19 protein-coding genes and 1 pseudogene are annotated in these 23,625 nt (G+C 71.5%); 9 read left to right on the top strand and 11 right to left on the bottom strand.

Annotated elements, in window-relative coordinates; genetic code table 11:
- Positions 1-45 precede the first annotated feature (45 nt).
- Positions 46-942 carry an RNA polymerase sigma-70 factor gene (locus GVV04_RS13945; RefSeq protein ID WP_161688195.1) on the top strand — a complete coding sequence of 299 codons (897 nt, stop codon included), beginning with the start codon at positions 46-48 and terminating at the stop codon, positions 940-942.
- A 196-nt stretch (positions 943-1,138) separates the two neighbouring features.
- Here GVV04_RS13945 and GVV04_RS13940 read toward each other — a convergent pair whose 3' ends face one another.
- Complete coding sequence (locus tag GVV04_RS13940) at positions 1,139-4,039, bottom strand: vitamin B12-dependent ribonucleotide reductase (protein WP_161688194.1); 2,901 nt, start codon at positions 4,037-4,039, stop codon at positions 1,139-1,141.
- Positions 4,040-4,105: 66 nt separating this feature from the next.
- Entirely contained in the window at positions 4,106-4,621 is a 516-nt protein-coding gene (gene nrdR, locus GVV04_RS13935) for a transcriptional regulator NrdR (RefSeq protein WP_161688193.1), read from the bottom strand.
- 653 nt (positions 4,622-5,274) lie between these two features.
- On the opposite strand from nrdR, the gene lexA reads away from it, so the two are divergent.
- The gene (gene lexA, locus GVV04_RS13930; RefSeq protein ID WP_161688192.1) at positions 5,275-6,060 is read left to right on the top strand and encodes a transcriptional repressor LexA; all 786 of its coding nucleotides are present in this window, start codon (positions 5,275-5,277) and stop codon (positions 6,058-6,060) included.
- Between the two features lie 148 nt (positions 6,061-6,208).
- On the opposite strand, the gene GVV04_RS33080 is transcribed toward lexA, so the two are convergent.
- Together GVV04_RS33080 and hflX are read right to left on the bottom strand one after the other, a co-directional pair.
- On the bottom strand, positions 6,209-7,945 hold the full coding sequence (locus GVV04_RS33080) for a hypothetical protein (RefSeq protein ID WP_235965994.1): 1,737 nt from the start codon (positions 7,943-7,945) through the stop codon (positions 6,209-6,211).
- A gap of 184 nt (positions 7,946-8,129) precedes the next feature.
- Positions 8,130-9,575 (bottom strand): GTPase HflX, encoded by a 1,446-nt coding sequence (gene hflX, locus GVV04_RS13925; RefSeq protein WP_161688191.1) that lies wholly within the window; start codon positions 9,573-9,575, stop codon positions 8,130-8,132.
- A gap of 206 nt (positions 9,576-9,781) precedes the next feature.
- Here hflX and GVV04_RS13920 point away from each other — a divergent pair, with 206 nt between their 5' ends.
- The gene (locus tag GVV04_RS13920) at positions 9,782-11,248 is read left to right on the top strand and encodes an NAD-dependent malic enzyme (protein WP_161688190.1); all 1,467 of its coding nucleotides are present in this window, start codon (positions 9,782-9,784) and stop codon (positions 11,246-11,248) included.
- A gap of 18 nt (positions 11,249-11,266) precedes the next feature.
- On the opposite strand, the gene dapF is transcribed toward GVV04_RS13920, so the two are convergent.
- From dapF to GVV04_RS13905, 3 genes are read right to left on the bottom strand one after another with little or no spacing between them, the layout of a single operon-like run.
- Positions 11,267-12,106, bottom strand: a complete 840-nt coding sequence (dapF, locus tag GVV04_RS13915; protein ID WP_161688188.1) for a diaminopimelate epimerase — start codon at positions 12,104-12,106, stop codon at positions 11,267-11,269.
- 8 nt (positions 12,107-12,114) lie between these two features.
- Positions 12,115-13,065 carry a tRNA (adenosine(37)-N6)-dimethylallyltransferase MiaA gene (gene miaA / locus GVV04_RS13910; protein ID WP_201753529.1) on the bottom strand — a complete coding sequence of 317 codons (951 nt, stop codon included), beginning with the start codon at positions 13,063-13,065 and terminating at the stop codon, positions 12,115-12,117.
- The gene (locus GVV04_RS13905) at positions 13,050-13,820 is read right to left on the bottom strand and encodes a class III extradiol ring-cleavage dioxygenase family protein (protein ID WP_201753323.1); all 771 of its coding nucleotides are present in this window, start codon (positions 13,818-13,820) and stop codon (positions 13,050-13,052) included. The genes miaA and GVV04_RS13905 overlap by 16 nt, the downstream gene beginning before the upstream one ends.
- 151 nt (positions 13,821-13,971) lie before the next feature.
- On the opposite strand from GVV04_RS13905, the gene GVV04_RS13900 reads away from it, so the two are divergent.
- Positions 13,972-15,180: a DUF349 domain-containing protein gene (locus GVV04_RS13900; RefSeq protein ID WP_161688184.1), complete on the top strand. Its 1,209-nt coding sequence runs from the start codon at positions 13,972-13,974 to the stop codon at positions 15,178-15,180.
- 210 nt (positions 15,181-15,390) lie between these two features.
- Here the strand turns inward: GVV04_RS13900 and miaB are convergent, their stop codons facing one another.
- Positions 15,391-16,962 (bottom strand): tRNA (N6-isopentenyl adenosine(37)-C2)-methylthiotransferase MiaB, encoded by a 1,572-nt coding sequence (miaB, locus tag GVV04_RS13895; RefSeq protein ID WP_161688182.1) that lies wholly within the window; start codon positions 16,960-16,962, stop codon positions 15,391-15,393.
- Positions 16,963-17,013: 51 nt separating this feature from the next.
- Here miaB and GVV04_RS34370 point away from each other — a divergent pair, with 51 nt between their 5' ends.
- The gene (locus GVV04_RS34370) at positions 17,014-17,247 is read left to right on the top strand and encodes a DUF2277 family protein (RefSeq protein ID WP_161688180.1); all 234 of its coding nucleotides are present in this window, start codon (positions 17,014-17,016) and stop codon (positions 17,245-17,247) included.
- Between the two features lie 124 nt (positions 17,248-17,371).
- Here GVV04_RS34370 and GVV04_RS13885 read toward each other — a convergent pair whose 3' ends face one another.
- The gene (locus GVV04_RS13885) at positions 17,372-17,851 is read right to left on the bottom strand and encodes a hypothetical protein (protein ID WP_161688178.1); all 480 of its coding nucleotides are present in this window, start codon (positions 17,849-17,851) and stop codon (positions 17,372-17,374) included.
- A gap of 232 nt (positions 17,852-18,083) precedes the next feature.
- Entirely contained in the window at positions 18,084-19,073 is a 990-nt protein-coding gene (selD, locus tag GVV04_RS13880) for a selenide, water dikinase SelD (RefSeq protein WP_161688176.1), read from the bottom strand.
- A 196-nt stretch (positions 19,074-19,269) separates the two neighbouring features.
- On the opposite strand from selD, the gene GVV04_RS13875 reads away from it, so the two are divergent.
- The 4 genes from GVV04_RS13875 to GVV04_RS13860 all read left to right on the top strand — a co-directional run bounded on the left by GVV04_RS13875 (position 19,270) and on the right by GVV04_RS13860 (position 22,577).
- Positions 19,270-20,025 (top strand): amino acid ABC transporter ATP-binding protein, encoded by a 756-nt coding sequence (locus tag GVV04_RS13875; protein ID WP_161688174.1) that lies wholly within the window; start codon positions 19,270-19,272, stop codon positions 20,023-20,025.
- Positions 20,026-20,082: 57 nt separating this feature from the next.
- On the top strand, positions 20,083-20,943 hold the full coding sequence (locus tag GVV04_RS13870) for a glutamate ABC transporter substrate-binding protein (protein ID WP_161688172.1): 861 nt from the start codon (positions 20,083-20,085) through the stop codon (positions 20,941-20,943).
- Between the two features lie 78 nt (positions 20,944-21,021).
- Positions 21,022-21,696 carry an amino acid ABC transporter permease gene (locus tag GVV04_RS13865; RefSeq protein WP_161688170.1) on the top strand — a complete coding sequence of 225 codons (675 nt, stop codon included), beginning with the start codon at positions 21,022-21,024 and terminating at the stop codon, positions 21,694-21,696.
- Positions 21,693-22,577 (top strand): amino acid ABC transporter permease, encoded by an 885-nt coding sequence (locus GVV04_RS13860; protein WP_161688426.1) that lies wholly within the window; start codon positions 21,693-21,695, stop codon positions 22,575-22,577. The genes GVV04_RS13865 and GVV04_RS13860 overlap by 4 nt, the downstream gene beginning before the upstream one ends.
- 75 nt (positions 22,578-22,652) lie before the next feature.
- Here GVV04_RS13860 and GVV04_RS13855 read toward each other — a convergent pair.
- Positions 22,653-22,925 (bottom strand): annotated as a pseudogene (locus GVV04_RS13855) (IS5/IS1182 family transposase); the annotation flags it as partial.
- Positions 22,926-23,625 lie beyond the last annotated feature (700 nt).

Raw genomic sequence — 23,625 nt, 5'->3', positions numbered from 1 at the left:
GCAACCTGCGCCACGCATCGGCAGCCGGTCCGGTCGACTATGGGTATGAGCGACCACGCCGTTGACCCGGCGACCGAGACGTTCCTCGCCCACCGCAACCTGCTCTTCACCGTCGCCTACGAAATGCTCGGATCGGCGGCCGATGCTGAGGATGTCCTTCAGGAAACCTGGCTGCGGTGGATCAAGGTCGACCTGGGGCAGGTGCGCGACCAGCGCGCCTACCTGGTCCGGATCACCACCCGACAGTCGCTCAACCGGCTCCGCACCATGAAGCGCCGCAGGGAGACCTATGTCGGACAATGGCTGCCCGAGCCGCTGCTCACCGCTCCGGACGTGGCCGAGGACGTCGAGCTCGCCGAGAGCATGTCGATGGCGCTCATGCTCGTCCTCGAGACGCTTTCGCCGACCGAGCGCGCCGTCTTCGTGTTGCGCGAAGCCTTCGACGTCAGCTACGACGAGATCGCCGCCGCCATCGGCAAGAGCCCGGCGGCCGTCCGCCAGATCGCCCACCGCGCCCGCCAGCACGTCGACGCCCGACGCCCCCGCCAGCCGGTCTCCCCGAGCGAGACTCGGGCAGCTCTGGAGTCGCTCCAGCGCGCGCTCCACACCAGGGACCTGCAGGGCCTCCTCGACGTGCTCGCCCCCGAGGTCGTCATGGTCGGCGACGGCGGCGGAGTCAAGAAGGCCGCGCTGCGACCGGTCATGGGTGCCGAGAAGGTGGTCCGCATGATCCTCGGTCTCGTCGGCAAGGTCGAGGCCACGATCACGACTGAACCCACCGTGGTCAACGGCAGCCCGGCGCTCGCCCTACGCCTGGACGGCGGGATCGACGGCATCGTCGCGATCCGTGTCGAGCAGGCCCGCATCACCGGCCTCTACTACGTCCGCAATCCGGAGAAGCTGACCCGCCTCGAATCCGAGACCCCGCTCGCTCTGCGTTGAACACCTTTCGCGGAACAGCCACCTGGGATCAGGTGCAACACCGAGGTGGTGCCCGAGCGGCTGCCGGCGTGCCGAGACCTCTTACCGGACAGCGCAGGGGGAGCCGGGCAACGCCCGACTCCCCCTGCGCCCTACTGAACTTTCAGCACTCGACTCGCTCTGTCGAATGTTGCGTCAGATGCGATTCGGCCCAGTTTCAGCTGCAGCCGCTGGTGGAGCCGCAGCCCTCGCAGACGTAGCAGCTGCCCGCCGGGCGCATCTTCGTGCCGCAGGTGAAGCAGAGCGGCGCGTCGGCGGCCTTGCCGATCACGGCCTCCAGCAGCTCGGTGCTGGACCCGACCGAAGGCGCCGGCTTGGCGGCGGCGACGTCGGCCAGCTCCTGCGCCGGCTGGGCGACCGGGCCGGTCTTCGGCTCCGGCGCGGACCTGGTCTCCGGCGCCTCGACCGGGGCGGAGGAGGCCATCGCGGTCAGCTCCGCACCGCTGACCGCCGCGCTCTCCGCCTCCGCCTCGGCCCGCAGCTGGGCGGCCCGTTCCTTGGCGGTGAAGATGCCCAGTTCGGCGCGGCCCTCGTACGGCAGGAAGTCCAGGGCCAGGCGACGGAAGATGTAGTCCATCACCGAGGCGGCCATCCGCACGTCCGGGTCGTCGGTCATGCCGGCCGGCTCGAAGCGCATGTTGGTGAACTTGCTGACGTACGTCTCCAGCGGGACGCCGTACTGGAGGCCGATGGAGATGGCCACCGAGAAGGCGTCCATCACCCCGGCCAGGGTCGAGCCCTGCTTCGACATCTTGAGGAAGACCTCGCCGAGGCCGTCGTCCGGGTACGACGACGCGGTGAGGTAGCCCTCGGCGCCGCCGACGGAGAAGCTGACCGTCTGCGACGGGCGCTTCTTCGGGAGCCGCTTGCGTACCGGGCGGTACTCGACGACCTTCTCCACCACCGGCGCGACGGCGGCGGTCGCGGCCGGGGCCGCAGCCTTGTTCGGCTTCGCCACGGACAGCGGCTGGCCGACCTTGCAGTTGTCCCGGTAGATGGCCAGCGCCTTGAGGCCGAGCTTCCAGCCCTCGAAGTAGATCTTCTCGACGTCGGCGACGGTGGCCTGCTCCGGCATGTTGACCGTCTTGGAGATGGCGCCGGAGATGAACGGCTGGACGGCCGCCATCATCCGCACGTGCCCCATCGGCGCGATGGACCGCTCGCCCATGGCGCAGTCGAAGACCGGGTAGTGCTCCGGCTTCAGGCCGGGGGCGTCCACCACGTGGCCGTGGTCGGCGATGTGCTCGACGATCGCCTCGACCTGCTCCTCGGGGTAGCCGAGGCTGCGCAGGGCGCGCGGGACGGTCTGGTTGACGATCTGCATCGAGCCGCCGCCGACCAGCTTCTTGAACTTGACCAGCGCCAGGTCCGGCTCGACGCCGGTGGTGTCGCAGTCCATCATCAGGCCGATGGTGCCGGTCGGAGCCAACACCGCTGCCTGCGAGTTGCGCCAGCCGAACTTGTCGCCGATCTTGTTGCCCTGGGTCCACTGCTTGGTCGCCTCGCGGACGATCGCGGTGGCCACCGTGCTGGTGGGCTTGATCTCGTCGTTGGCGGCGGCGTGCTTGCGCATGACCCGCTTGTGCGGCTCGGCGTTGCGGGCGTAGCCGTCGTACGGGCCGACGATGCCGGCCAGTTCGGCCGAGCGGCGGTACGCCGTGCCGGTCATCAGCGAGGTGATCGAGGCGGCGACCGAGCGGCCCTGCTCCGAGTCGTACGGCAGGCCGGAGGCCATCAGCAGCGCGCCGAGGTTGGCGTACCCGATGCCGAGCTGCCGGTAGGCGCGGGTGGTCTCGCCGATCTTCTCGGTCGGGAAGTCGGCGAAGCAGATCGAGATGTCCATCGCGGTGATGACGAACTCGACGGACCGGACGAACTTCTCCACCTCGAAGCCACCGTCCGCGCGGAGGAACTTCATCAGGTTGAGCGAGGCCAGGTTGCACGAGGAGTTGTCCAGGTGCAGGTACTCCGAGCACGGGTTCGACGCGGTGATCCGGCCGGTCTCCGGGCAGGTGTGCCAGTCGTTGATGGTGTCGTCGTACTGCAGGCCGGGGTCGGCGCACTCCCAGGCGGCCTGCGAGATGGTGCGGAACAGCTTCTTGGCGTCGACGGTCTCGATGGTCTGCCCGTCGAGCCGGCCGCGCAGGTCGAAGCCGCCGCCGCTCTCCACCGCCGTCATGAACTCGTCGGAGACCCGGACCGAGTTGTTGGCGTTCTGGTACTGCACGCTGACGATGTCGTTGCCGCCGAGGTCCATGTCGAAGCCGGCGTCCCGCAGCGCGCGGATCTTGTCCTCCTCGCGCGCCTTGGTGATCACGAACTCCTCGATGTCCGGGTGGTCGACGTCGAGGATGACCATCTTGGCCGCGCGCCGGGTGGCGCCGCCGGACTTTATGGTCCCCGCGCTCGCGTCCGCGCCGCGCATGAAGCTGACCGGGCCGGAGGCGGTGCCGCCGGAGGAGAGCAGCTCGCGGGAGGAGCGGATCCGGGACAGGTTGACCCCGGAGCCGGAGCCGCCCTTGAAGATCAGCCCCTCTTCCTTGTACCAGTCGAGGATGGAATCCATCGAATCGTCCACAGACAGGATGAAACACGCCGAGACCTGCTGGGGCGACGGCGTGCCGACGTTGAACCAGACCGGCGAGTTGAAGCTGAACACCTGGTGCAGCAGCATCCAGGTCAGCTCGTGGGCGAACACCTCGGCGTCGGCCGGGGTCGCGAAGTAGCCGTGCTCCTCGCCCGCCTTGCGGTAGGTGCTGACGACCCGGTCGATGAGCTGCCGCAGCGACCACTCCCGATCCGGGGTGCCCACCGCGCCCCGGAAGTACTTCGTGGTCACGATGTTGGCCGCGTTGACGCTCCAGGACTCGGGGAACTCCACCCCGCGCTGCTCGAAGTTGATCGAGCCGTCCCGCCAGTTCGTCATCACGACGTCGCGACGCTCCCACGTCACCTCGTCGTAGGGGTGGACCCCGTCGGTCGTCCACACCCGCTCGATCTTGAGGCCCGCGCCGGCCTTCGTCCGCGTCCGGCTGGCTGTCACGCCGTCCCCCGCCATCTCATCCGCCCCCTCGTCTGCGCGGTCACCCGCCGCGCGTCGCACTGTCAGCAATTCAGGAAAAGCTCAAACGGTACGGTCGGCGGCCCCCGCCGCCGACCCGGCGTCGCCGTCCGCCCCGGCGCCCTCTCGGGCGCGGGCGGCGGCGCGCAGCGTCTCGATCTCGCGCTCGAAGTCGGTCAGCGAGTCGAACGAGCGGTAGACGCTGGCGAAGCGGAGGTACGCCACCTCGTCCAGGTCCCGCAGCGGGCCGAGGATCGCCAGCCCCACATCGTGGCTGGGGATCTCGGCCGCCCCCTTGGCCCGGATGGTCTCCTCGACCTTCTGGGCGAGCAGGGCGATGGAGTCCTCGTCGACCGGCCGCCCCTGGCACGCCTTGCGCACCCCGCCGCCGATCTTGGTACGGCTGAACGGCTCGGTCACCCCGCTGCGTTTGACCACCGCGAGCACCGCCTCCTCGACGGTGGTGAACCGCTTGCCGCACTCCGGGCAGGACCGCCGTCGGCGGATCAACTGGCCGTCGTCGGCCTCCCGCGAGTCGACGACCCGGGAGTCGGCGTGCCGGCAGTACGGGCACCGCATCGCCTGACCTCCTTCGTCGATTGGCGGGCACACCGGGCACCCCCGGACGCACGGAACCGCGGCGCCGGCCCGCGTGTGGGGCCGCCACCGGGTGCGGTAGCAGGGAGTGCGGTCGGTAGTTGAACCCAACCTGTAGGCGACTTACGCCCATGTGACTACTACATCTAGGGGTCGACCGTATGCGTCCGGCGGACCGAAATCAAGTTCGCCGACCCTCCCGGCGCGTCATCAGGATCACGTCCCGCACTCCCCCTCCCCGCCTCGCCGAAAGCCCAACGCGGGACCGCTCCCCCCGGTCACGGCCGACCCGCCGAGGGCGGGCACACCTGCGCGCAACTTCACGGAAAGAGTGGTCACCCCGGCCGGGGTGACCACTCTTTCCGTGAAAGAGCGGGCGAGCGAACGCAGGCAGGGAACGCGAGGGCTCGAACTGGTGTTCGAGAGGCGCGTATCATTTACCAGAACAGGCGTTCGGATTTCCCGGTTTCCCGCTCCGACACGCCGGTGAAGGTCGTACAGATGTTTGAAAATGACCGATCCCACCTATACGGTCAAGAACAACCGGACGCGGCGGGTTCCGCCCCGCCCGGTCGCCACACCCCGCGCGCACCACGAGCCGCCGAGGCACCCAGCGCCGACCAGGGAGGACGGACGTGACCGAGGACCGGGCCAGCCGGCCGAAGAACCCGCAGCAGATCGCCGAGGCGGGTCCGCCGGCCACTCGGCGCCCCCGCGCCGCGCGCAGCCGGACCGGGCAGCCGGCCGTGCGAGCGGTCACCCCGGTGGTCAGCAGCTTCCCCGACCCGGCCACGGTCGATCTCACCGCCCGACAGCGCCGCATCCTGGAGTTCATCCGCACCTGGGTCGATCGGCACGGATACCCGCCGAGCGTGCGGGAGATCGGCGAGGCCGTCGGTCTCGTCTCCCCGTCCAGCGTCGCCTACCAGCTCAAGGAGCTGGAGAAGAAGGGCTTCCTGCGCCGCGACCCGAACCGGCCGCGTGCGGTGGACGTCCGGGCCCCCAGCGACATGATCGACGACGAGGCGTCCCGCTCGCAGCGGCCCACCCCGGCGTACGTGCCGATGCTGGGCCGGATCGCCGCCGGTGGGCCGATCCTCGCCGAGCAGGCGGTGGAGGACATCTTCCCCCTCCCCCGCGAGCTGGTGGGCGAGGGCGAGGTCTTCATGCTCCAGGTCAAGGGCGACTCGATGCTCGACGCCGCGATCTGCGACGGGGACTGGGTGGTGGTCCGGCAGCAGCCGACCGCCGACTCCGGCGAGATCGTCGCGGCGATGCTCGACGGCGAGGCGACGGTGAAGACCTACCGCCACCGGGACGGCCACGTCTGGCTGATGCCACAGAACCCGGCTTTCGACCCGATCCCCGGCGACGACGCCACCATCATGGGCCGGGTCGTCGCCGTCCTGCGCCGGATCTGACAGCTGGCGGGCAGCGGTCGCCACCGCGGCCGCTGCCCGGGCGATCCCTCGCCCCGGCGAAGCCCCGGCAAAGCCCCGGCGAGGGATCCTCGACCACGCCGCTGGCGACCGGTGCCCAGTCGGGGCCGGTAGGTAGTAGGCCGCTCGGTCAGTAACGGTCGCCGCGGTACTCGCGACCGCTGCCGGGCCCTTGGCCGCCGTAGCCTCCCCGCCCGTCGTCGGGCCCGCCCTCGCGCCGGCCCGCGCGGGGGTCGCGCGGGTCGCGGGGGTCCCGCCCCCGTCGGGGCGGCTCGGCCCGCCCGCCGCCGTACACCCCGCCGCGCACCGGCCGGCTGTCCCTGCCGGGCTGGGCCCCGCCCGGAGGCTGCCCGCCGGCGGCGGGCAGGTCGCCGCCGTACCCGCCACCGGCCGGTCGGCCACCGCCGCCATAGACCTCGCCGCCCTGAGGACGGCCACCGCGACCGCCGGGACGGCCACCACCGCCACCGCCGCCGGGACGGCCACCGCCACCACCGCCGCCGGGACGGCCACCGCCGCCGTAGACCCCGCGGGAAGGGGCCTGGGGCGGGCCGCCGGCAGGCGGGCCCCCGCCGTACACACCACCGGCGGCCGGCACGCCGCCGTAGACCCCGCCGCGCGAACGGTCCCCGCCCGGCGGCGGGCCCTCGGCGGGGCGGCCGTAGCCGGACCCGTCCGGGCCGTCGTCCAGCGGGAACTCGTCCCGCTCCGGCACGTCCGGGCCGGCCTTCGGGGCGCCGGCCGGCGCGGGGCGCCTCCGCGCCCGCACGATGCCGAAGATGCCCGCGCCGACCATCAGCGCGCCGATCACACCGACTGCGGCGATCAGGTACGTGATCTGGTCGAGGCTCAGCCCGTCCGTCCATGACTTCCCGGCCGCCGGCTTGGACGGGCCGGCGTCGTCTCCGGTCAGCGCCTCGGCGCCGGTGGTGGAGGGGGCGTACGCCAGGATGTCGATCGGGTCGTCCGGGGCCAGCTCACCGCCGTCGGAAACCGTGACGAACGACTTGCCGTCCGGGGTGTAGGAGATCGCCTCGCCGAACGGGTCCGTCAGCGGGGTCACCCGGGGCTTGCCGTCGGTCAGCGCCCCGACGACGTCGCCGTTCGACACGTCGTACTCGAAGGCGTCCGCGTACGTGCGCAGCACGACCTTCGTGCCGTCGGGCGAGCGGGCGGCACCGGTGACGGCGACCCGGCCCAATGCGCCCAGCATGTTCGGGGTGGTCGTCTTCGGCAGCGACACCTCGCCGGCCCTGGCCATCGGCACCGGTTCGGTGTCGCCGGTCTTGAGCTTGCCCGACGGGGTGAAGATCTCGGCCTTGCCGCTGACCACCTTGGTGATGATCAGCGGCTTGCCGTCGTCGCCGATCAGCAGCGCCTCGGCGTCGTGCGGCTTGTTTTCGGGGTAGGAGAGCCGGTGCAGCACCGGCTTGGCCGACCCGTCGGCCGGCATGCTCCACACTGCCACCCGCTCGCGCCGCTGGGCGCTGGAGAGGTTGTCGCCGATGTCGGCGATCCACAGCTTCTCGCCGTCCGGCGAGAGCGCCAGGTCCTCGGTGTCGAGCGGCCCCTTACCCGAGTAGCGCACCGGCTCCCTCGCCAGCTTGCACTTGGTGTCGAGGAAGAACACCCGCTTGTTGCTCTCGACGTCGCTGCCGTCGTTGACCACCACGTAGCCGTTCTTCGTGGCCACCAGGCCGGAGATCTCCCGCAGCCGCTCGTCGACGATCGTGCAGCGCTTCTTGCCGGGAGTCGGCTGGGGCGCGGCGGCCCCGGGGGCGGGCGCGGCCAGGGAGGATCCGGAGAGCGCCACGGTCGCCCCAAACAGGCCGAGGGCAACCGTGACCGAGGAAACAGCGCGGCGCATGGGGTCAGTGTCGCATGCCCGCGTGGATACCAGGGTTACGCCGGGACGCCGACGGTCGCCACTCACGACGGGCGGCATGGAACCGCGCGGGCAGGCGCGGCCCGGTCGACGCCGGTCCGGCGGGGACGCGCGCACCGCCGGAAGCGCGATCCCCGGGGCCGGCGTACCGGCCCCGGGGGGTCACTCACCGGGCGTGGGCGGCGACGGGTGCCTCCTCCGCCGCGTACGGGGTGAGCTCGGCGGCGAGCGCCTCACCGACCCGCACGTGCAGCAGCGTGCCCTCAGGCAGGTGGGCGGTGCTGAGCACCTCGCCCTGCCGGTGCACCCGGGCCACCAGGTCGCCCCGGTCGTACGGGAGCACCGCTCGGAACTCCACCGCCGGGCTGGGCAGCCGCTGCTCGATGGCAGCCCGAACCTCGCCGATCCCCCGCCCCGAGTGGGCCGAGGCGAAGACGGCGTCCGGCCAGAGGCGCTTGAGCCGCAGCAGGGTCTCCTCGTCGGCCACGTCGGTCTTGTTGACCACCAACAGCTCGGGCAGCCGGTCGGCGCCCACCTCGGCGAGCACCTTGCGGACCGCCCGGACCTGCTCCTCCGGGTCCGGGTGGGCGCCGTCGACGACGTGCACCACCAGGTCGGACTCGGCGACCTCCTCCAGGGTCGAGCGGAACGCCTCGACGATCTGGTGCGGCAGGTGCCGGACGAAGCCGACCGTGTCGGAGAGGGTGTAGAGCCGGCCGTCGGGGGCGGTGGTCTTGCGGGTGGTCGGGTCCAGGGTGGCGAACAGCGCGTTCTCCACCAGCACTCCGGCCCCCGTCAGCCGGTTGAGCAGGCTGGACTTGCCGGCGTTGGTGTAGCCGGCGATCGCCACGGCCGGGACGGCGTTGCGGGAGCGACGGGCCCGCTTGGTCTGGCGTACCGTCTTCATGGCCTTGATCTCGCGGCGCAGCCGGGAGATGCGGATGCGGATGCGCCGCCGGTCGATCTCCAGCTTGGTCTCGCCGGGACCGCGCAGGCCCACACCGCCGCCCGCGCCCGAGCCGGAGCCACCGGCCTGCCGGGACAGCGCCTCGCCCCAACCGCGCAGCCGGGGCAGCAGGTATTCGAGCTGGGCCAGCTCGACCTGCGCCTTGCCCTCCTTGCTCTTGGCGTGCTGGGCGAAGATGTCGAGGATCAGCGCGGTGCGGTCGACCACCTTGACCTTGGTGCGCTGCTCCAGGTTGCGGAGCTGGGACGGGGACAGCTCACCGTCGCAGATCACCGTGTCGGCGCCGGAGGAGAGCACCATCGACCCGAGGTCGTCGACCTTGCCCCGGCCGATGTACGTCGCCGGGTCGGGGCGGTGGCGACGCTGGATCAGCCCCTCGAGCACCTGCGAGCCGGCCGTCTCGGCCAGCGCCGCCAGCTCGGTGAGGGAGTTCTCGGCGTCGGTCTGGCTGCCCTCGGTCCAGACCCCGACGAGGACGACCCGCTCCAGCCGGAGCTGGCGGTACTCGACCTCGGTGACGTCGGTGAGCTCGGTGGAGAGGCCAGGGACCCGCCGCAGCGCCTGCCGCTCCGACAGCTCGAACCCCCCGGTGGTGGCGTCGATTTCGTCGTCTGAGAGGGGTACGTAGGTCTCCTGGTCGCGCAAGTGCGCCTCCCTGTCCGTTCTGTAACTGAGCGACGGCTTTCTGTCGCGTACGAGCAATCCTGACATGTGGCAACGCCAGACGCACCCGCTATATGCCCGTCGCGTGGACCACCAAAAGTGGGGGCGAATGCGACGCGACCGGCGCGGGCGAGTAGAAATGCGGGGCGACATACGTTCCGCCGATCAGCGTTGACGGAGGCAATCCCGTGGCCATCACCCGACTTCCGAGTGCCGGGTTCTCGATCACCATCCGGATCGCCGTGCCCGCGGACGCCTCCTCGATCGGCCGGCTGACCACCTCGGTCGGCGAGGCCGGGGCGATCGTCACCGCGCTGGACGTGGTCGACTCCGACCCGACCCACGTGCTCGTCGACCTGACCTGCGACACCGCCGACGCCGGCCACGCCGACCAGGTGGTCGACGCGCTCACCGCGCTCGACGGGGTGGACGTCCGCAAGGTCTCCGACCGCACGTTCCTGCTGCACCTCGGCGGCAAGATCGAGGTCAGCTCGAAGGTGGCGCTGCGCAACCGCGATGAGCTGTCCCGGGCGTACACCCCGGGGGTGGCCCGGGTCTGCATGGCGATCGCCGAGAACCCGGCGGACGCCCGCCGGCTGACCATCAAGCGCAACACGGTCGCGGTGGTCAGCGACGGCTCGGCCGTGCTCGGCCTGGGCAACCTCGGGCCGGCCGCGTCGCTGCCCGTGATGGAGGGCAAGGCGGCGCTGTTCAAGCGCTTCGGCGGGGTGGACGCGTGGCCGGTGGTGCTGGACACCCAGGACACCGACGAGATCGTGGCGATCGTCAAGGCGATCGCGCCCGCGTACGGCGGGATCAACCTGGAGGACATCGCCGCGCCGCGCTGCTTCGAGATCGAGGCCCGGCTGCGTGAGCTGCTCGACATCCCGGTCTTCCACGACGACCAGCACGGCACCGCGATCTGCGTGCTGGCCGCGCTGACCAACGCGCTGCGCGTGGTGGGCAAGCAGCTCGCGGACGTCCGGGTGGTCGTCTCCGGGGCCGGCGCGGCCGGCACCGCGATCATGAAGCTGCTGCTGCGGCAGGGCGTCGGCGACATCGTCGCGTGCGACCGGCAGGGCGCCCTGCACCCCGGCCTGACCGGGCTCAACTCGGCCTGGCAGTGGCTGGCGGAGAACACCAACAAGGGGAACTACTCCGGCGACCTGGCCGGGGCGCTGCGCGGCGCGGACGTGTTCATCGGCGTCAGCGCGCCGAACCTGCTCACCGGCGACGACATCGCCACCATGGCCAAGGACTCGATCGTCTTCGCGCTGGCCAACCCGGACCCGGAGGTCGACCCCCGGGAGGCGCGCAAGCACGCCGCCGTGGTGGCCACCGGCCGCTCCGACCAGCCGAATCAGATCAACAACGTGCTCGCCTTCCCGGGCGTGTTCCGGGGCATGCTGGACGCGCACGCCGAGGAGTTCACCGAGGAGATGGCGATCGCCGCCGCCCGGGCGATCGCGGACGTGGTCGGCGAGGAGAAGATCAACCCGACGGTCATCGTGCCCAGCGTCTTCGACTCCCGGGTCGCCCCGGCGGTCGCCGCCGCCGTCCGCGCCGCCGCCCAGTCCCCGGCCCCGCCCCCGGCCGCCGACCCGGGCCCCGCCGACCTCCCGGAGATCGCCGCCACCGCCAGCGCCACTCCCTGACCCCGGTTGCCCCGGGGGTCAGGGGGTGGGGAGGGTCAGGGTGCCGGTGGCGATCAGGAGGGCTGGGCCGGCGAGCCAGCAGGAGTCGTCCGTCACCGTGACCGTGAGGCGGCCGCCGGGGACGTCGACCGTCGCCGTGCCGGCGTCCCGGCCGGCGTCGCGCAGGGCGACCGCGGCGACCGCGCACGCGCCGGTGCCGCAGGACAACGTCTCGGCGGACCCCCGCTCGTAGACCCGCATGAGCACGTGGACGTCGGTGCCGCCGACCGGGTCGCCGGGCGCGGTGAACTCGACGTTCACCCCGGCGGGGAAGACCCCGGCGTCGAACACCGGCGCCCTGGTCAGGTCCAGGCCGGCCAGGTCCAGGCTGCCGGGGACGGCGCAGACCAGGTGCGGGTTGCCGACGTCCACGGCGGTGCCCGACAGGGTCAGCCCGCCCAGGGCGGCGGTCGCCACGTCGTACAGCCGGGGGCGGCGCATCTCGACCGAGACCGTGTCACCCTCGACCAGCGCGCGCACGACGCCGGCCCGGGTGGCCACCGGCAGGGCCGCGCCGGACGGCGTGGCCAGCCCGGTCTCCAGCAGGTAGCGGACGAAGACCCGGGCACCGTTGCCGCACATCTCGGCCACCGACCCGTCGGCGTTGCGGTAGTCCATGAACCACTCGGCGTCGCCGGCCAGGGCGGCGCCCTCGGGGTGCTTGGCGGCCCGCACCACCCGCAGGACGCCATCCGCGCCGAGGCCCCGCCGACGGTCGCACAGCGCGGCGACCATCCCCGGGGTCAGGTCCAGCGCGCCGTCCGGGTCGGGAAGGATGACGAAGTCGTTGCCGGTGCCGTGCCCCTTGGTGAACTCCACGCCTCCCATCATCGCGCAGCGGCGGGGACGAGACGCAGGGCGTCGGCGACCAGGGCCGGGGCGGCGGAGTCCAGCCAGTGGATCCGCCGGTCGCGGCGGAACCAGGAGCGCTGCCGGCGGACGAACCGGCGGGTGGCCCGGACCGTCTCGTCGTGCGCCCCGGTCTCGGTCAGCTCCCCGGCGAGCAGGCGCAGCACCTGCTGGTAGCCGAGCGCCCGGCTGGCCGTGCGGCCCTCGGGCAGGCCGCGCCCGATCAGCGCCCGGGTCTCGGCGACCAGTCCGTCGGCCCACATCCGGTCCACCCGCAGCGCGATCCGCTCGTCCAGCGCCGTGGTGTCCAGGTCCACCCCGAGCTGCACGGACGGGTAGAACGGGGTGGGCTCGGGCAGGGACGCGGTGAACGGCGCCCCGGTCAGCTCGATCACCTCCAGGGCGCGGACGATCCGCCGGCCGTTGCCGGGCAGGATGCCCTCGGCCGCGGTCGGGTCCGCCGCGCGCAGCCGCGCGTGCAGGGGTGCCGGGCCGGTCTCGGCCAGCTCCGCCTCCAGGCGCTCCCGCACGGCCGGGTCGGTGCCGGGGAACTCGAACCGCTCCAGCACGGCCCGCACGTACAAGCCGGACCCGCCGACCAGCAGTGGCACCCGGCCCCGGGCCAGGATGTCGTCGACCGCCGTGCGGGCCAGCCGCTGGTACTCGGCGACGCTGGCCGGCTCGGTCACCTCCCAGATGTCGAGCAGGTGGTGCGGCACGCCCTCCCGCTCGGCCGGGGTGAGCTTCGCGGTGCCGATGTCCATCCCCCGGTAGAGCTGCATCGAGTCGGCGTTGACCACCTCCCCGTCGAGGGCGTGCGCGAGGGCGATGCTCAGCGCCGACTTTCCGGCGGCCGTCGGCCCGACCACCGCCACCACCGTGCCGGGCGGGACGCCGCCCGCGTCCGCCGTGCTCACGCCGGCTCCCAGTCGGCCACGAAGTAGGAGACCCCGTAGGGGGCCCGGTGGTAGCCCAGCGCGCCGCGCCAGTCCCCGCCCGCCGCCCGGGCCGCGCCGGCCAGCACCTGCCAGGGCGCCCGCCCGGCGGCCCGCAGCTCCGCCGACAGCACCGGGTCGAGGCCGAGCAGGGCGTCGGCGTCCGCGTCGGCCAGGGCCCGGGCCACCCCGTCGTCGTACGCCTGCGCGCGCGGATCGTCGTAGCCGGGTGCTTTCGTCCCCCGGCACGCCGAGCCGTCACCCAGCACCAGCAGCGCCACCCGGTGGTCCGCCGCACCGACCAACTCGGCGCCGGCCCGGGCGCACTCCTGCGGGGAGGCGTCGGCGGCGATCGCGTGCGCGAACCGGGGCAGCTCGGTGCCGGAGCGGCCGAGGAGCCACGCGCCGATCGTCAGGCTCAGCGGGAGGCGCTCGCCCCCCGCGCAGTTGACCCGCCACAGCGGCATGCGCCAGTCGACCCCGTACGCCCGCAGCGAGCCGTGGTCGGCGGACCGGAACGACCGGGTCTCCGGCCCGGCGCCGACCAGCAGGATCGCGTCCGGCCCGGCGGCGAGCAGCCGGGCCACGGCCGCGGCGCAGGCGGCGCGGAGTTCGTCCAGCTCGCCGGCTGTGGCGCCGGCCACTTCCGGCACGATCAGGGGCGGGTGGGGGCAGACGGCGGCGGCGACCAGAGGCACCCGTTCACCGTAGCCGGACCCTCCGGTGCGTCCCCGCGCCGATCCGGCCATCCGGGCCCTAGGACACCGTATGGTCACGGTCGACGACAGGCGCTCGACGCGGACGGGGGCGGACCTGTGACAATGCCGGGAGTAACTTGCTGCGCCGTGGCGGCGATCACGGGCTTTGTCCCGTCGACGCCGGGAGATCGAGGATGGGCACATGAGCGACTGGACGGCCTTCGGACGGGTGGACGCTGACGGCACCGTGTACGTCAAGACTGCCGACGGCGAGCGGGTGGTCGGATCCTGGCAGGCGGGAGCCCCGGAGGAGGGGCTGGCCCATTTCGCCCGCCGCTTCGCGGACCTGGTCACCGAGGTGGACCTGACCGAAGCACGGCTCAACTCGGGCGCGGCTGACGCCGGCGGATCGCTGACCACCATCCGCCGGATCCGCGCCTCGCTCGCCGAGGCGCACGTCGTCGGCGACATCGACTCGCTGGTCGCGCGGCTGGACAAGCTCGCCGCGGTCGCCGAGGAGAAGGCCGGCGAGGCCCGCGCCGCCAAGGACGCGGCCCGGGTCGAGGCGCTGGCCCGCAAGACCGCCCTGGTGGAGGAGGCGGAGAAGCTGGCCGCCGAGTCGACCGGCTGGAAGACCGCGGGCGACCGGCTCAAGGAGATCCTCGACGAGTGGAAGACCGTCCGCGGGGTCGACAAGAAGGCCGACGGTGAGCTGTGGAAGCGCTTCGCCGCCGCGCGGGACGCCTTCACCCGCCGCCGGGGCGCCCACTTCGCCACCCTTGACGCTGAGCGCAAGCAGGCTCAGCAGGTCAAGGAGGAGCTGGTCGCCGAGGCTGACAAGCTGAAGGAGTCCACCGACTGGGCGGCCACAGCCAACCAGCTCAAGGACCTGATGACCCAGTGGAAGGCGGCCCCGCGCGCCTCCAAGGAGGCCGAGCAGAAGCTCTGGGAACGGTTCCGGGCGGCTCAGGACGCCTTCTTCACCCGGCGCAGCGAGGTCTTCTCGGCCCGGGACGACGAGCAGCGGTCCAACCTGGAGCGCAAGCAGGCGCTGCTCGCCGAGGCGGAGGCGCTGAACGTCGACAGCGACCCGAAGAGCGCCCAGGCCAGGCTGCGGGACATCCAGGCGCAGTGGCACGAGGCCGGCCGGGTGCCTCGGGAGGCGGCGGCCGGGCTGGAGCGCCGGCTGCGCGCGATCGACGACAAGGTCCGCGAGGTGATGGACTCCGCGTGGCGGCGGACCACCAAGGAGGACAACCCGCTGCTGGCCCAGATGCGGGTGCAGGTCGCCGAGGCCGAGGAGCGGCTGGCCCGGGCCCAGGCCGCCGGTGACGCCCGTCGGGTCAAGGACGCCGAGCAGGCGCTCGCCTCGAAGCGCCAGTTCCTCCAGCTCGCCGAGCGGGCCGGCTGACCAACCTGCCCCCGGAAGCCCCCGGCCGCCCTCGCGGCACCGGGGGCTTCCGCCGTCCCACGCCCCCACCCGCGGATCCCCGCAAATTCAGAGAAAGAGTGGCCTCGCCAGCGCCGCAGGCCACTCTTTCCGAGAAACTGCGTGGGTGCCGGGGTGGGGTGGGTGGGGTGGGCTGGTCGGGGCCCGCCGGTGCGGCGGGCCCCGATCGCGTCAGTGGGCGGCGCAGCCGGTCGTCGGCGCGGGGGCCGCGGCCGGCGCCCCGATCGTGGGCAGGCCGAGCAACACCCCGGGGGTACGCGGGGAGCGACCCGCCTCGGCGGCGTCGCCGGCCCGGGTGCGGCGGTGCGACAGCGGCTCGCCGTCTGCGTTGAGGTGGTGCGGGGCGGCGTACGTGACCGTGGTGTGCACGACGTCCCCGGGACGGATCCGCCCGGCGGGGGCCCCCGCGTCGCCGGGCTGGCCGTTCGCCCCGACCGAGCCCGTCGCGCCGAGTTGGCCGTTCGCTCCGGCCACGCCCGTCGCGAAGTGCACGAGGCGGCCGTCGCGGGCCCGGCCGGACATCCGGCCGGTGCGCTCGTCCTTGCGGCCCTCGCCGACGGCGACCAGCACCTCGAGGGTCTCGCCGACCAGCCGCTTGTTCTCCGCCCAGGTGATTTCCTCGACCGTGGCGATCAGCCGCTCGTACCGCTCCTGGACCACCTGCTTGGGGAGCTGACCGTCCATCGTCGCGGCCGGGGTGCCGGGGCGCTTGGAGTACTGGAAGGTGAACGCCGAGGAGAACCGGGCCTCGCGGACCACGTCCAGGGTGTGCTGGAAGTCCGCCTCGGTCTCGCCGGGGAAGCCGACGATGATGTCGGTGGTGATCGCCGCGTCCGGCATCGCCGCCCGGACCTTGGAGATGATCCCCAGGTACTTCTCCGACCGGTACGACCGGCGCATCGCCTTCAGCACGTCGTCCGAGCCGGACTGCAACGGCATGTGCAGCGAGGGGCAGACGTTCGGGGTCTCGGCCATCGCGGCGATCACGTCGTCGGTGAAGTCCTTCGGGTGCGGGCTGGTGAACCGGACCCGCTCCAGCCCGTCGATGTCCCCGCAGGCCCGCAGCAGCTTGCCGAACGCGTACCGGTCGCCGAACTCGACGCCGTAGGAGTTGACGTTCTGCCCGAGCAGGGTCACCTCCAGCACACCCTCGTCGACCAGGGCGCGGACCTCGGAGAGGATGTCGCCGGGGCGGCGGTCCTTCTCCTTGCCGCGCAGGGAGGGCACGATGCAGAACGTGCACGTGTTGTTGCAGCCCACCGAGATCGACACCCAGCCGGCGTACGTCGACTCGCGCCGCGTCGGCAGCGTCGAGGGAAAGACGTCGAGGGATTCGAGGATCTCCACCTCGGCGGCGGCGTTGTGCCGGGCCCGCTCCAGCAGCACCGGCAGCGAGCCGATGTTGTGCGTGCCGAACACCACGTCCACCCAGGGGGCCCTGCGGACGATGTCGCTCCGGTCCTTCTGGGCGAGGCAGCCGCCGACGGCGATCTGCATCCCGGGATGCCTGTCCTTCACGGGGCGCAGGTGACCCAGGTTGCCGTAGAGCCGGTTGTCGGCGTTCTCCCGGACGGCGCAGGTGTTGAACACCACCACGTCGGGGTTGTCGTCGGCCTCGGCGGCGCGCAGGTAGCCGGCCTGTTCCAGCAGGCCGGAGATGCGCTCGGAGTCGTGCACGTTCATCTGGCAGCCGTACGTGCGGACCTGGTAGGTGCGCGGGCTGCCCACGGCTGCGGTAGTCATGACCCGGACAGCGTATCCGGGCGAGCCGATCAACTCGAACGAGGAGGAGCCGTGTGCCGAAGCATCAAGACCTTGCGTGAGCCGTACGTGCCGGAGGTGACCCGGGCCGACGTCGAGGCGGCGGCGTTGCAGTACGTCCGGAAGATCTCCGGGTTCCGGGCACCGGCCGCGCACAACGCGGCGGCGTTCGACGCGGCGGTGGCCGCCGTCGCCGAGGCCACCGCCACCCTGCTGGACCAACTGGTGGTCCGCGGCGCGAGCCAGCACCCGCCCGCCCAGGGCTGACCCGGCCGGGCCGCGTGTTCCCCGGCATTCCGGTGCGCGCACTTTCACGGAATGCGTGGTGTCGGCGCACGCCATGGCCACACATTCCGTGAAAGTGCGCGTAGGGGCGGGGTGGGGGGTGGGGTCAGGCGGCGGCCCGGGCCGGGACGACCGAGTCCGGGGCCCACCTGGAGCGGTGGCACCGGGACCAGCCCCGGCAGCCGGGGTGGGCCAGCGTGCAGAGACGCTGGTTGCCCAGCACCTCGCCGTCGTCGGTCTCGGCGACGTCGAAGTGCACCGGGCGGATCGTGCCGTCGGGCGCGACCAGCAGGTGCCGGCCGGCGTCGAGGGTGTCGTCGCGCAGCAGGCAGTTCCGGCCGAGCAGCCGGGCCAGCGCGGCGATGCCGGGCAGCTCGGGCAGGCTCTCGGGCACCCCGTAACAGTCCACGATCGTGCCGAACTCCCCCGGTGCCTGCCAGACGTCGCAGATCACCGCGTACGTGGGCAGCCGGGCGGGGTCGGCCACCGCGAGCGGCATCACCACCCGCCCCAGGGCCTCGGCCAGCGCCGGGTAGACCTCCACCGGGGCTACCCCGTCGATTCTCCAGTTCCACAGCTCGGTCATGCCGCCTCCTCGCTGCGTTCGTCCCACCGGCCTCCGGATCGGGCCTTAATGACGATGGTGGGGTGCATATGACCTCAGTCGGGCGCAAGTTACCGGTCTGTGACCATTCCGGGCAAAATTTCCTGACCTGCCGTTGCGGGGAGTGACAGAAAGATGACAGTTTGTCGGGTATTGTGCCCGACCGGCGCCCCGACACCCGCCCGCACGGGTCGGCTCGGTGCCACGGCCCGGTTCAGCGCAGCACGACGAGTTGCTCGCCGCGCGGCAGCAGCTCACCGATCACCGTGGCCCCCGGCAGCTCGCCGGCGACCAGCAGCCCGCCCGAGGTCTGGGCGTCGGCCAGCAGCAGCCGCTCCGCCTCGCCGGCGGCGCCGAAGTCCGTCCACGGGGCGACCCAGTCCAGGTTGCGGCGGGTGCCGCCGCTGACGTACCCGTCGCGGACCGCGTCCCGCGCGCCGGGCAGGTAGGGCACCCGGGCCGCGTCGATCGCCACCGTCAGCCGGCTGGCCCGGGCCAGCTTCGAGGCGTGCCCGAGCAGCCCGAAGCCGGTCACGTCGGTGCCGCAGCGGACCCCGGCGGCGACCGCCGCGCGGGCGGCGTCCCGGTTCAGCGCCGCCATCGAGGCGACCGCCTCGGCGAACCACTCCCCCGTGGCCTTGTGCCGGGTGTTGAGCACCCCCACGCCGAGCGGCTTGGTCAGCGACAACGGCAGCCCGGCCCGGCCGGCGTCCAGTGTGATCAGCTCCTCCGGCCGGACCACCCCGGTGACCGCGAGGCCGTACTTCGGGCCGTCGTCGTCGACGCTGTGCCCGCCGGAGAGGTGGCAGCCGGCCTCGCGGGCCACGTCCTGGCCGCCGCGCAGCACCTCCCGGGCCAGCTCCAGCGGGAGCTTCTCGCGGGGCCAGCAGAGCAGGTTGAGCCCGACGAGGGGGGTGCCGCCCATGGCGTACACGTCGGAGAGCGCGTTCGCGGCGGCGATCCGCCCCCAGTCGTACGCGTCGTCGACGACCGGGGTGAAGAAGTCAGCGGTGCTGACCAGGCCGGTCCGCTCGTCGAGGCGGACCACCGCGGCGTCGTCGCCGTGGTCGAGACCGACCAGCAGCTCGGCCGTGCCGCTGGCCGGACCAAGGCCGGCGACCAGCACCTCCAGCTCGCCGGGCGGGATCTTGCAGGCGCACCCGCCACCGCGGGCGTACTCGGTCAGACGCACCGGTTCGGTCATCCCCCCATGGTCTCGGAAGGGGATGGCCCTCGCCACCCCACCGGCCGTCCGGCTCCATAATTCGGACTCCTGGAGCGGATCGTTACCGGTGTTACCGCACCGTGACCAGATGAGTTGCGTTCCGCCATGTCGGCCCGCCTAAAGTTGCCAAAACCGGGGGTCATCCGACTCCCTGGCGTACACGACGACAGGGACGGTGGACGACGTGACGACGGGCGAACCGCTCATCGTGCTGGACTCGGTCAACAAGTGGTTCGGGCCGCTGCACGTGCTGGACGACGTCTCGCTCGCCGTCGACAAGGGCGAGGTGGTCGTGGTGATCGGCCCGTCCGGCTCCGGGAAGTCGACCCTCTGCCGCACGATCAACCGGCTGGAGCCGATCAGCTCCGGCAGCATCACCTTCGACGGCCAGCCGTTGCCGGCCGAGGGGAAGGCGCTGGCGAAGCTGCGCAGCGAGGTCGGCATGGTCTTCCAGTCGTTCAACCTCTTCGCGCACAAGACCATCCTGGAGAACGTCACCCTGGGGCCCGTCAAGGTCCGCAAGGAGAAGGCTGCGAGCGCGCGCGAACGCGGGCTGGCCCTGTTGGACCGGGTGGGTATCGCCAACCAGGCCGACAAGTTCCCCGCCCAGCTCTCCGGCGGCCAGCAGCAGCGGGTGGCGATCGCCCGCGCGCTGGCCATGCAGCCCAAGGCGATGCTCTTCGACGAGCCGACCAGCGCGCTGGACCCGGAGATGGTGGGCGAGGTGCTGGACGTCATGACCTCGCTGGCCCGCGAGGGCATGACCATGGTCGTGGTCACCCACGAGATGGGCTTCGCCCGGCACGCGGCCAACCGGGTCATCTTCATGGCCGACGGCCAGCTCGTCGAGGACGCTCCCCCGGCCGAGTTCTTCGCCAACCCGCGCAGCGAGCGGGCCAGGGACTTCCTCTCCAAGATCCTCACGCACTAGGCGTCCGTACCTGGAGCGCGCCACCCCTGGTGGGTTCCGACGTAGAAGGAGATCAGTATGCGTATGAAGCGCGTGGCGGCAGTCGCCGCAGCGGCCACCCTGGCGCTCGGCCTGGCCGCCTGCGGTGGCGACGGCGAGTCCGGCGGTTCGGGCAGCAAGGGCCTCATCGGCAAGGCGCAGAACCAGAAGAAGCTGGTAATCGGCGTCAAGGCGGACCAGCCCGGCCTGGGCCTGCAGACCGGCAGCACGTACGAGGGCTTCGACGTCGAGATCGCCAAGATTATCGCGAAGGGCCTGGGCGTCGAGGCCGGCAGCATCGAGTGGAAGACCACCGTCTCCGCCAACCGCGAGCCCTTCATCCAGCAGGGCACCGTGGACCTGGTCGTGGCAACGTACACGATCAACGACGAACGCAAGCAGAAGATCAGCTTCGCCGGGCCGTACTTCATCGCCGGGCAGGACCTGCTGGTCAACGCGGACTCCACGCTCGTCGGGCCGGAAGGGCTGGACGGCAAGACGGTCTGCTCGGTGACCGGCTCGACCCCGGCCAAGCGGATCCAGACCGAGCACCCGAAGGCCAAACTCCAGCAGTTCGACTCGTACTCGAAGTGCCTGCCGCTGCTGGAGAACCGCAAGGTGGACGCGGTGACGACCGACGACATCATCCTGGCCGGCTACGCCGCGCAGGACCAGTACGCCGGCAAGTTCAAGGTGGTCGGCAAGCCCTTCTCCAGCGAGCCCTACGGAATTGGCCTGAAGAAGGACGACAAGGACGGCTGCGAGAAGGTCAACGAGATCCTCAAGGCCGCCGCCTCGGACGGCTCGTACAAGGCCGCCTGGGACTCGACGCTGGGCAAGAGCGGCAAGGCCGCGCCCGAGCTGGACACCACCAAGCTGACCAACTGCGGCAGCGTCTGACGGAGTCTGGGGCCGGCACCCTCGTGGTGCCGACCCCAGACCGTCACGACGCGGACGACCTGCCCCGGGAGTCGACGAATGCACGTGTTCGCTGATCAGACCAACCTCGACGCGTACGTGTCGGGCTTCCTGTGGATCCTCAAGCTGACCGGCGCGTCGACGTTCTTCGCGCTGGTGCTGGGCGTGCTGCTCGCCGCGTTCCGGGTCTCACCCGTACCGGTGCTGCGCGGCCTGGGCACCGCTTGGGTCAACATCTTCCGCAACACCCCGCTGACACTGATCATCTTCTTCTGCTATTTCGGCCTCTTCTCCACGCTAGGGCTCAGCCTCTCCGACGACCTGAACCTAAACAACTACTGGCTGGGGGTTGTCGGCCTGTCGGTCTACACGGCCGCGTTCGTCTGCGAGGCGGTGCGCTCCGGGATCAACACCGTCCCCGCCGGCCAGGCGGAGGCGGCCCGGGCCGTCGGGCTGACGTTCTTCCAGACGCTGCGGATCGTGATCCTGCCCCAGGCCGGGCGGGCGGTGGTGGCGCCGCTGGGCAGCGTGCTCATCGCGCTTTGCAAGAACGCGACGATCGTCGGCACCATCGGCCTCATCGAAGCTTCGAGCGTGATGAAGGACCTGATCAACAGCAACGGTGACGCGGTCATCCCGATCTTCCTGGTGTTCGCCGGCACCTTCGCCGCGCTCCTGATCCCCACCGGCTACTTCTTCGGCTGGCTGGCCAACCGACTGGCGGTGAAGCGCTGATGAGCAGCACGGTTCTGTACGACCACCCGGGACCGCGCGCCCGCTCCCGCAACGCGGTGCTCAGCGTCGCCTTCGGCGTCGGCCTCGTCGTTCTGCTCTGGTGGGTCTACCGCAAGTTCGACGAGGCCGGTCAGTGGGAAGGTCAGCTCTGGCAGCCGTTCACCGAGCCGGACACCTGGACCCAGTTCATCATCCCCGGCCTACGGCAGACCCTCCTCGCCGCAGCCACCGGGATGCTCCTGTCGCTCGCCTTCGGCATCCTCTTCGCGGTCGGGCGACTCTCCGAACGCTGGTGGATCCGGGTGCCGTCTGGCATCGTAGTGGAGTTCTTCCGGGCCGTGCCGCTGCTGCTGATGATCTTCTTCATCTTCTACGGTGTGCCGTTCCTCATTCAGGGCCCCGTCTCGGCGTTCTGGTCCGTGGTCGTGGGCCTCACCCTCTACAACGGATCGGTGCTCGCCGAGGCGTTCCGCGCCGGCGTCCGGTCGATCCCGACGGGCCAGTCCGAGGCCGCCTACGCCGTGGGCATGCGCAAGAGCCAGGTCATGCAGCTCATCCTGGTGCCGCAGGCCGCCCGGGCGATGCTGCCGGTGATCGTCAGCCAGTTGGTCGTGCTGCTCAAAGACACCGCGCTCGGCTACATCGTGGCCTTCCCCGAACTACTCCAGCGCGGGGTCAACGACCTATCGGCCAACTACGGCAACGTGGTGGCGGCGGCGATCGTCGTTGCCGCGATCTACATCCTGATCAACTCTCTGATAACCATGCTGGCGGGCTGGCTCGACCGACGCAGCAGCCGTCGGGCGTACCGGGCCCCGAAGCAGAACGTCCGGGATTCGACCCCGGCCGACGGAGGCACCGTCGGCGAGCCACAGGGCTGACCACGACGCGGTGGACCTGCACGACGAGGCGGGGTGCGGGGAATGTTCTCATTCCCCGCACCCCGCCTCCGTCATCTTCGCCGCCAGCAGCGCCGAGTGCAGGGCGGGCTGGCGGGCGGCGAGGACGGTGATGCCCTCGTGCAGATACCGGTAGGCGGTCGACAGACCGATGTTGTTGTCACCGGCCAACTGCGTCAAGCGGGTGGCGTCCAAGAACCAGCGCAGGAGCAGAACGGCCTGCTTGAAGCAGCCCAGCGACCGTCGCCCGGTCCGGGTGCCCCGCCGTCGACGTTCAGCCTCAAGGAGGCCAGAGGTGAACAGCACGGTCTCCTCGCGCACAGTCAGCAGCGCGGTGTATGCGACACTCGTTGTCACGCAGGACCCCTATGAAGTTGATCTGTGGTAGGACCACCTTCATACCGGGGTGCTGCGTCTTTCCGCTGCAACGCAACCCCTTCGGCGAGTCACCCCCAGACCACACCCCGATGGTCACGCACCGCAACGAACCGTTACTGGGAAACGCTCATTCAGTTTCTCGGCGCGACCCCGCCCCTGTCCGATCCTTCGCGGTCCGACCGAACCAGCGTCGTTGTTACCCTGAGTGTCCAGACCTGCCGGACGACCTTTTCTCAGCTGTTAGAGCGACGGAGTAGCCTTTTCCCTGCTCTGCTCTCGGCGGGTTGTCCCCTAATGCTGGTGCGACGGTGACAGTACAAACGTTCAACGTTCAAGACAAGACGTCTGGGTCGATCAGCGGTACTCAATCCACTTATCCACCCACCACGAGCCTTCGGCGCAGATTGCCTTGGAAATACTGGGCGCGTAGACCCAGCCGCCGTAGCGGCTGTAGCGGCTCCCGTTGTTCTCCTCGCACCTAATGACTACCCGGTACTGGCCGATGATGGTGCCCTGAGCGCACTGACCCAACACTTCCCGGTCGTTCGTTAGTGGGGTCGTCCAGCATTCCGGAGCCGCAGTCGCCGGCGCGGCGGTGGCAGCTCCCACCACTCCGGTTGTTGCGAGACTCAGCACAGCAAAGGCAGCCGCG

This window comes from Micromonospora rubida (assembly GCF_009908295.1).
GTDB lineage: Bacteria > Actinomycetota > Actinomycetes > Mycobacteriales > Micromonosporaceae > Micromonospora > Micromonospora rubida.
This window is presented reverse-complemented; position numbering and strand designations above follow the sequence as displayed.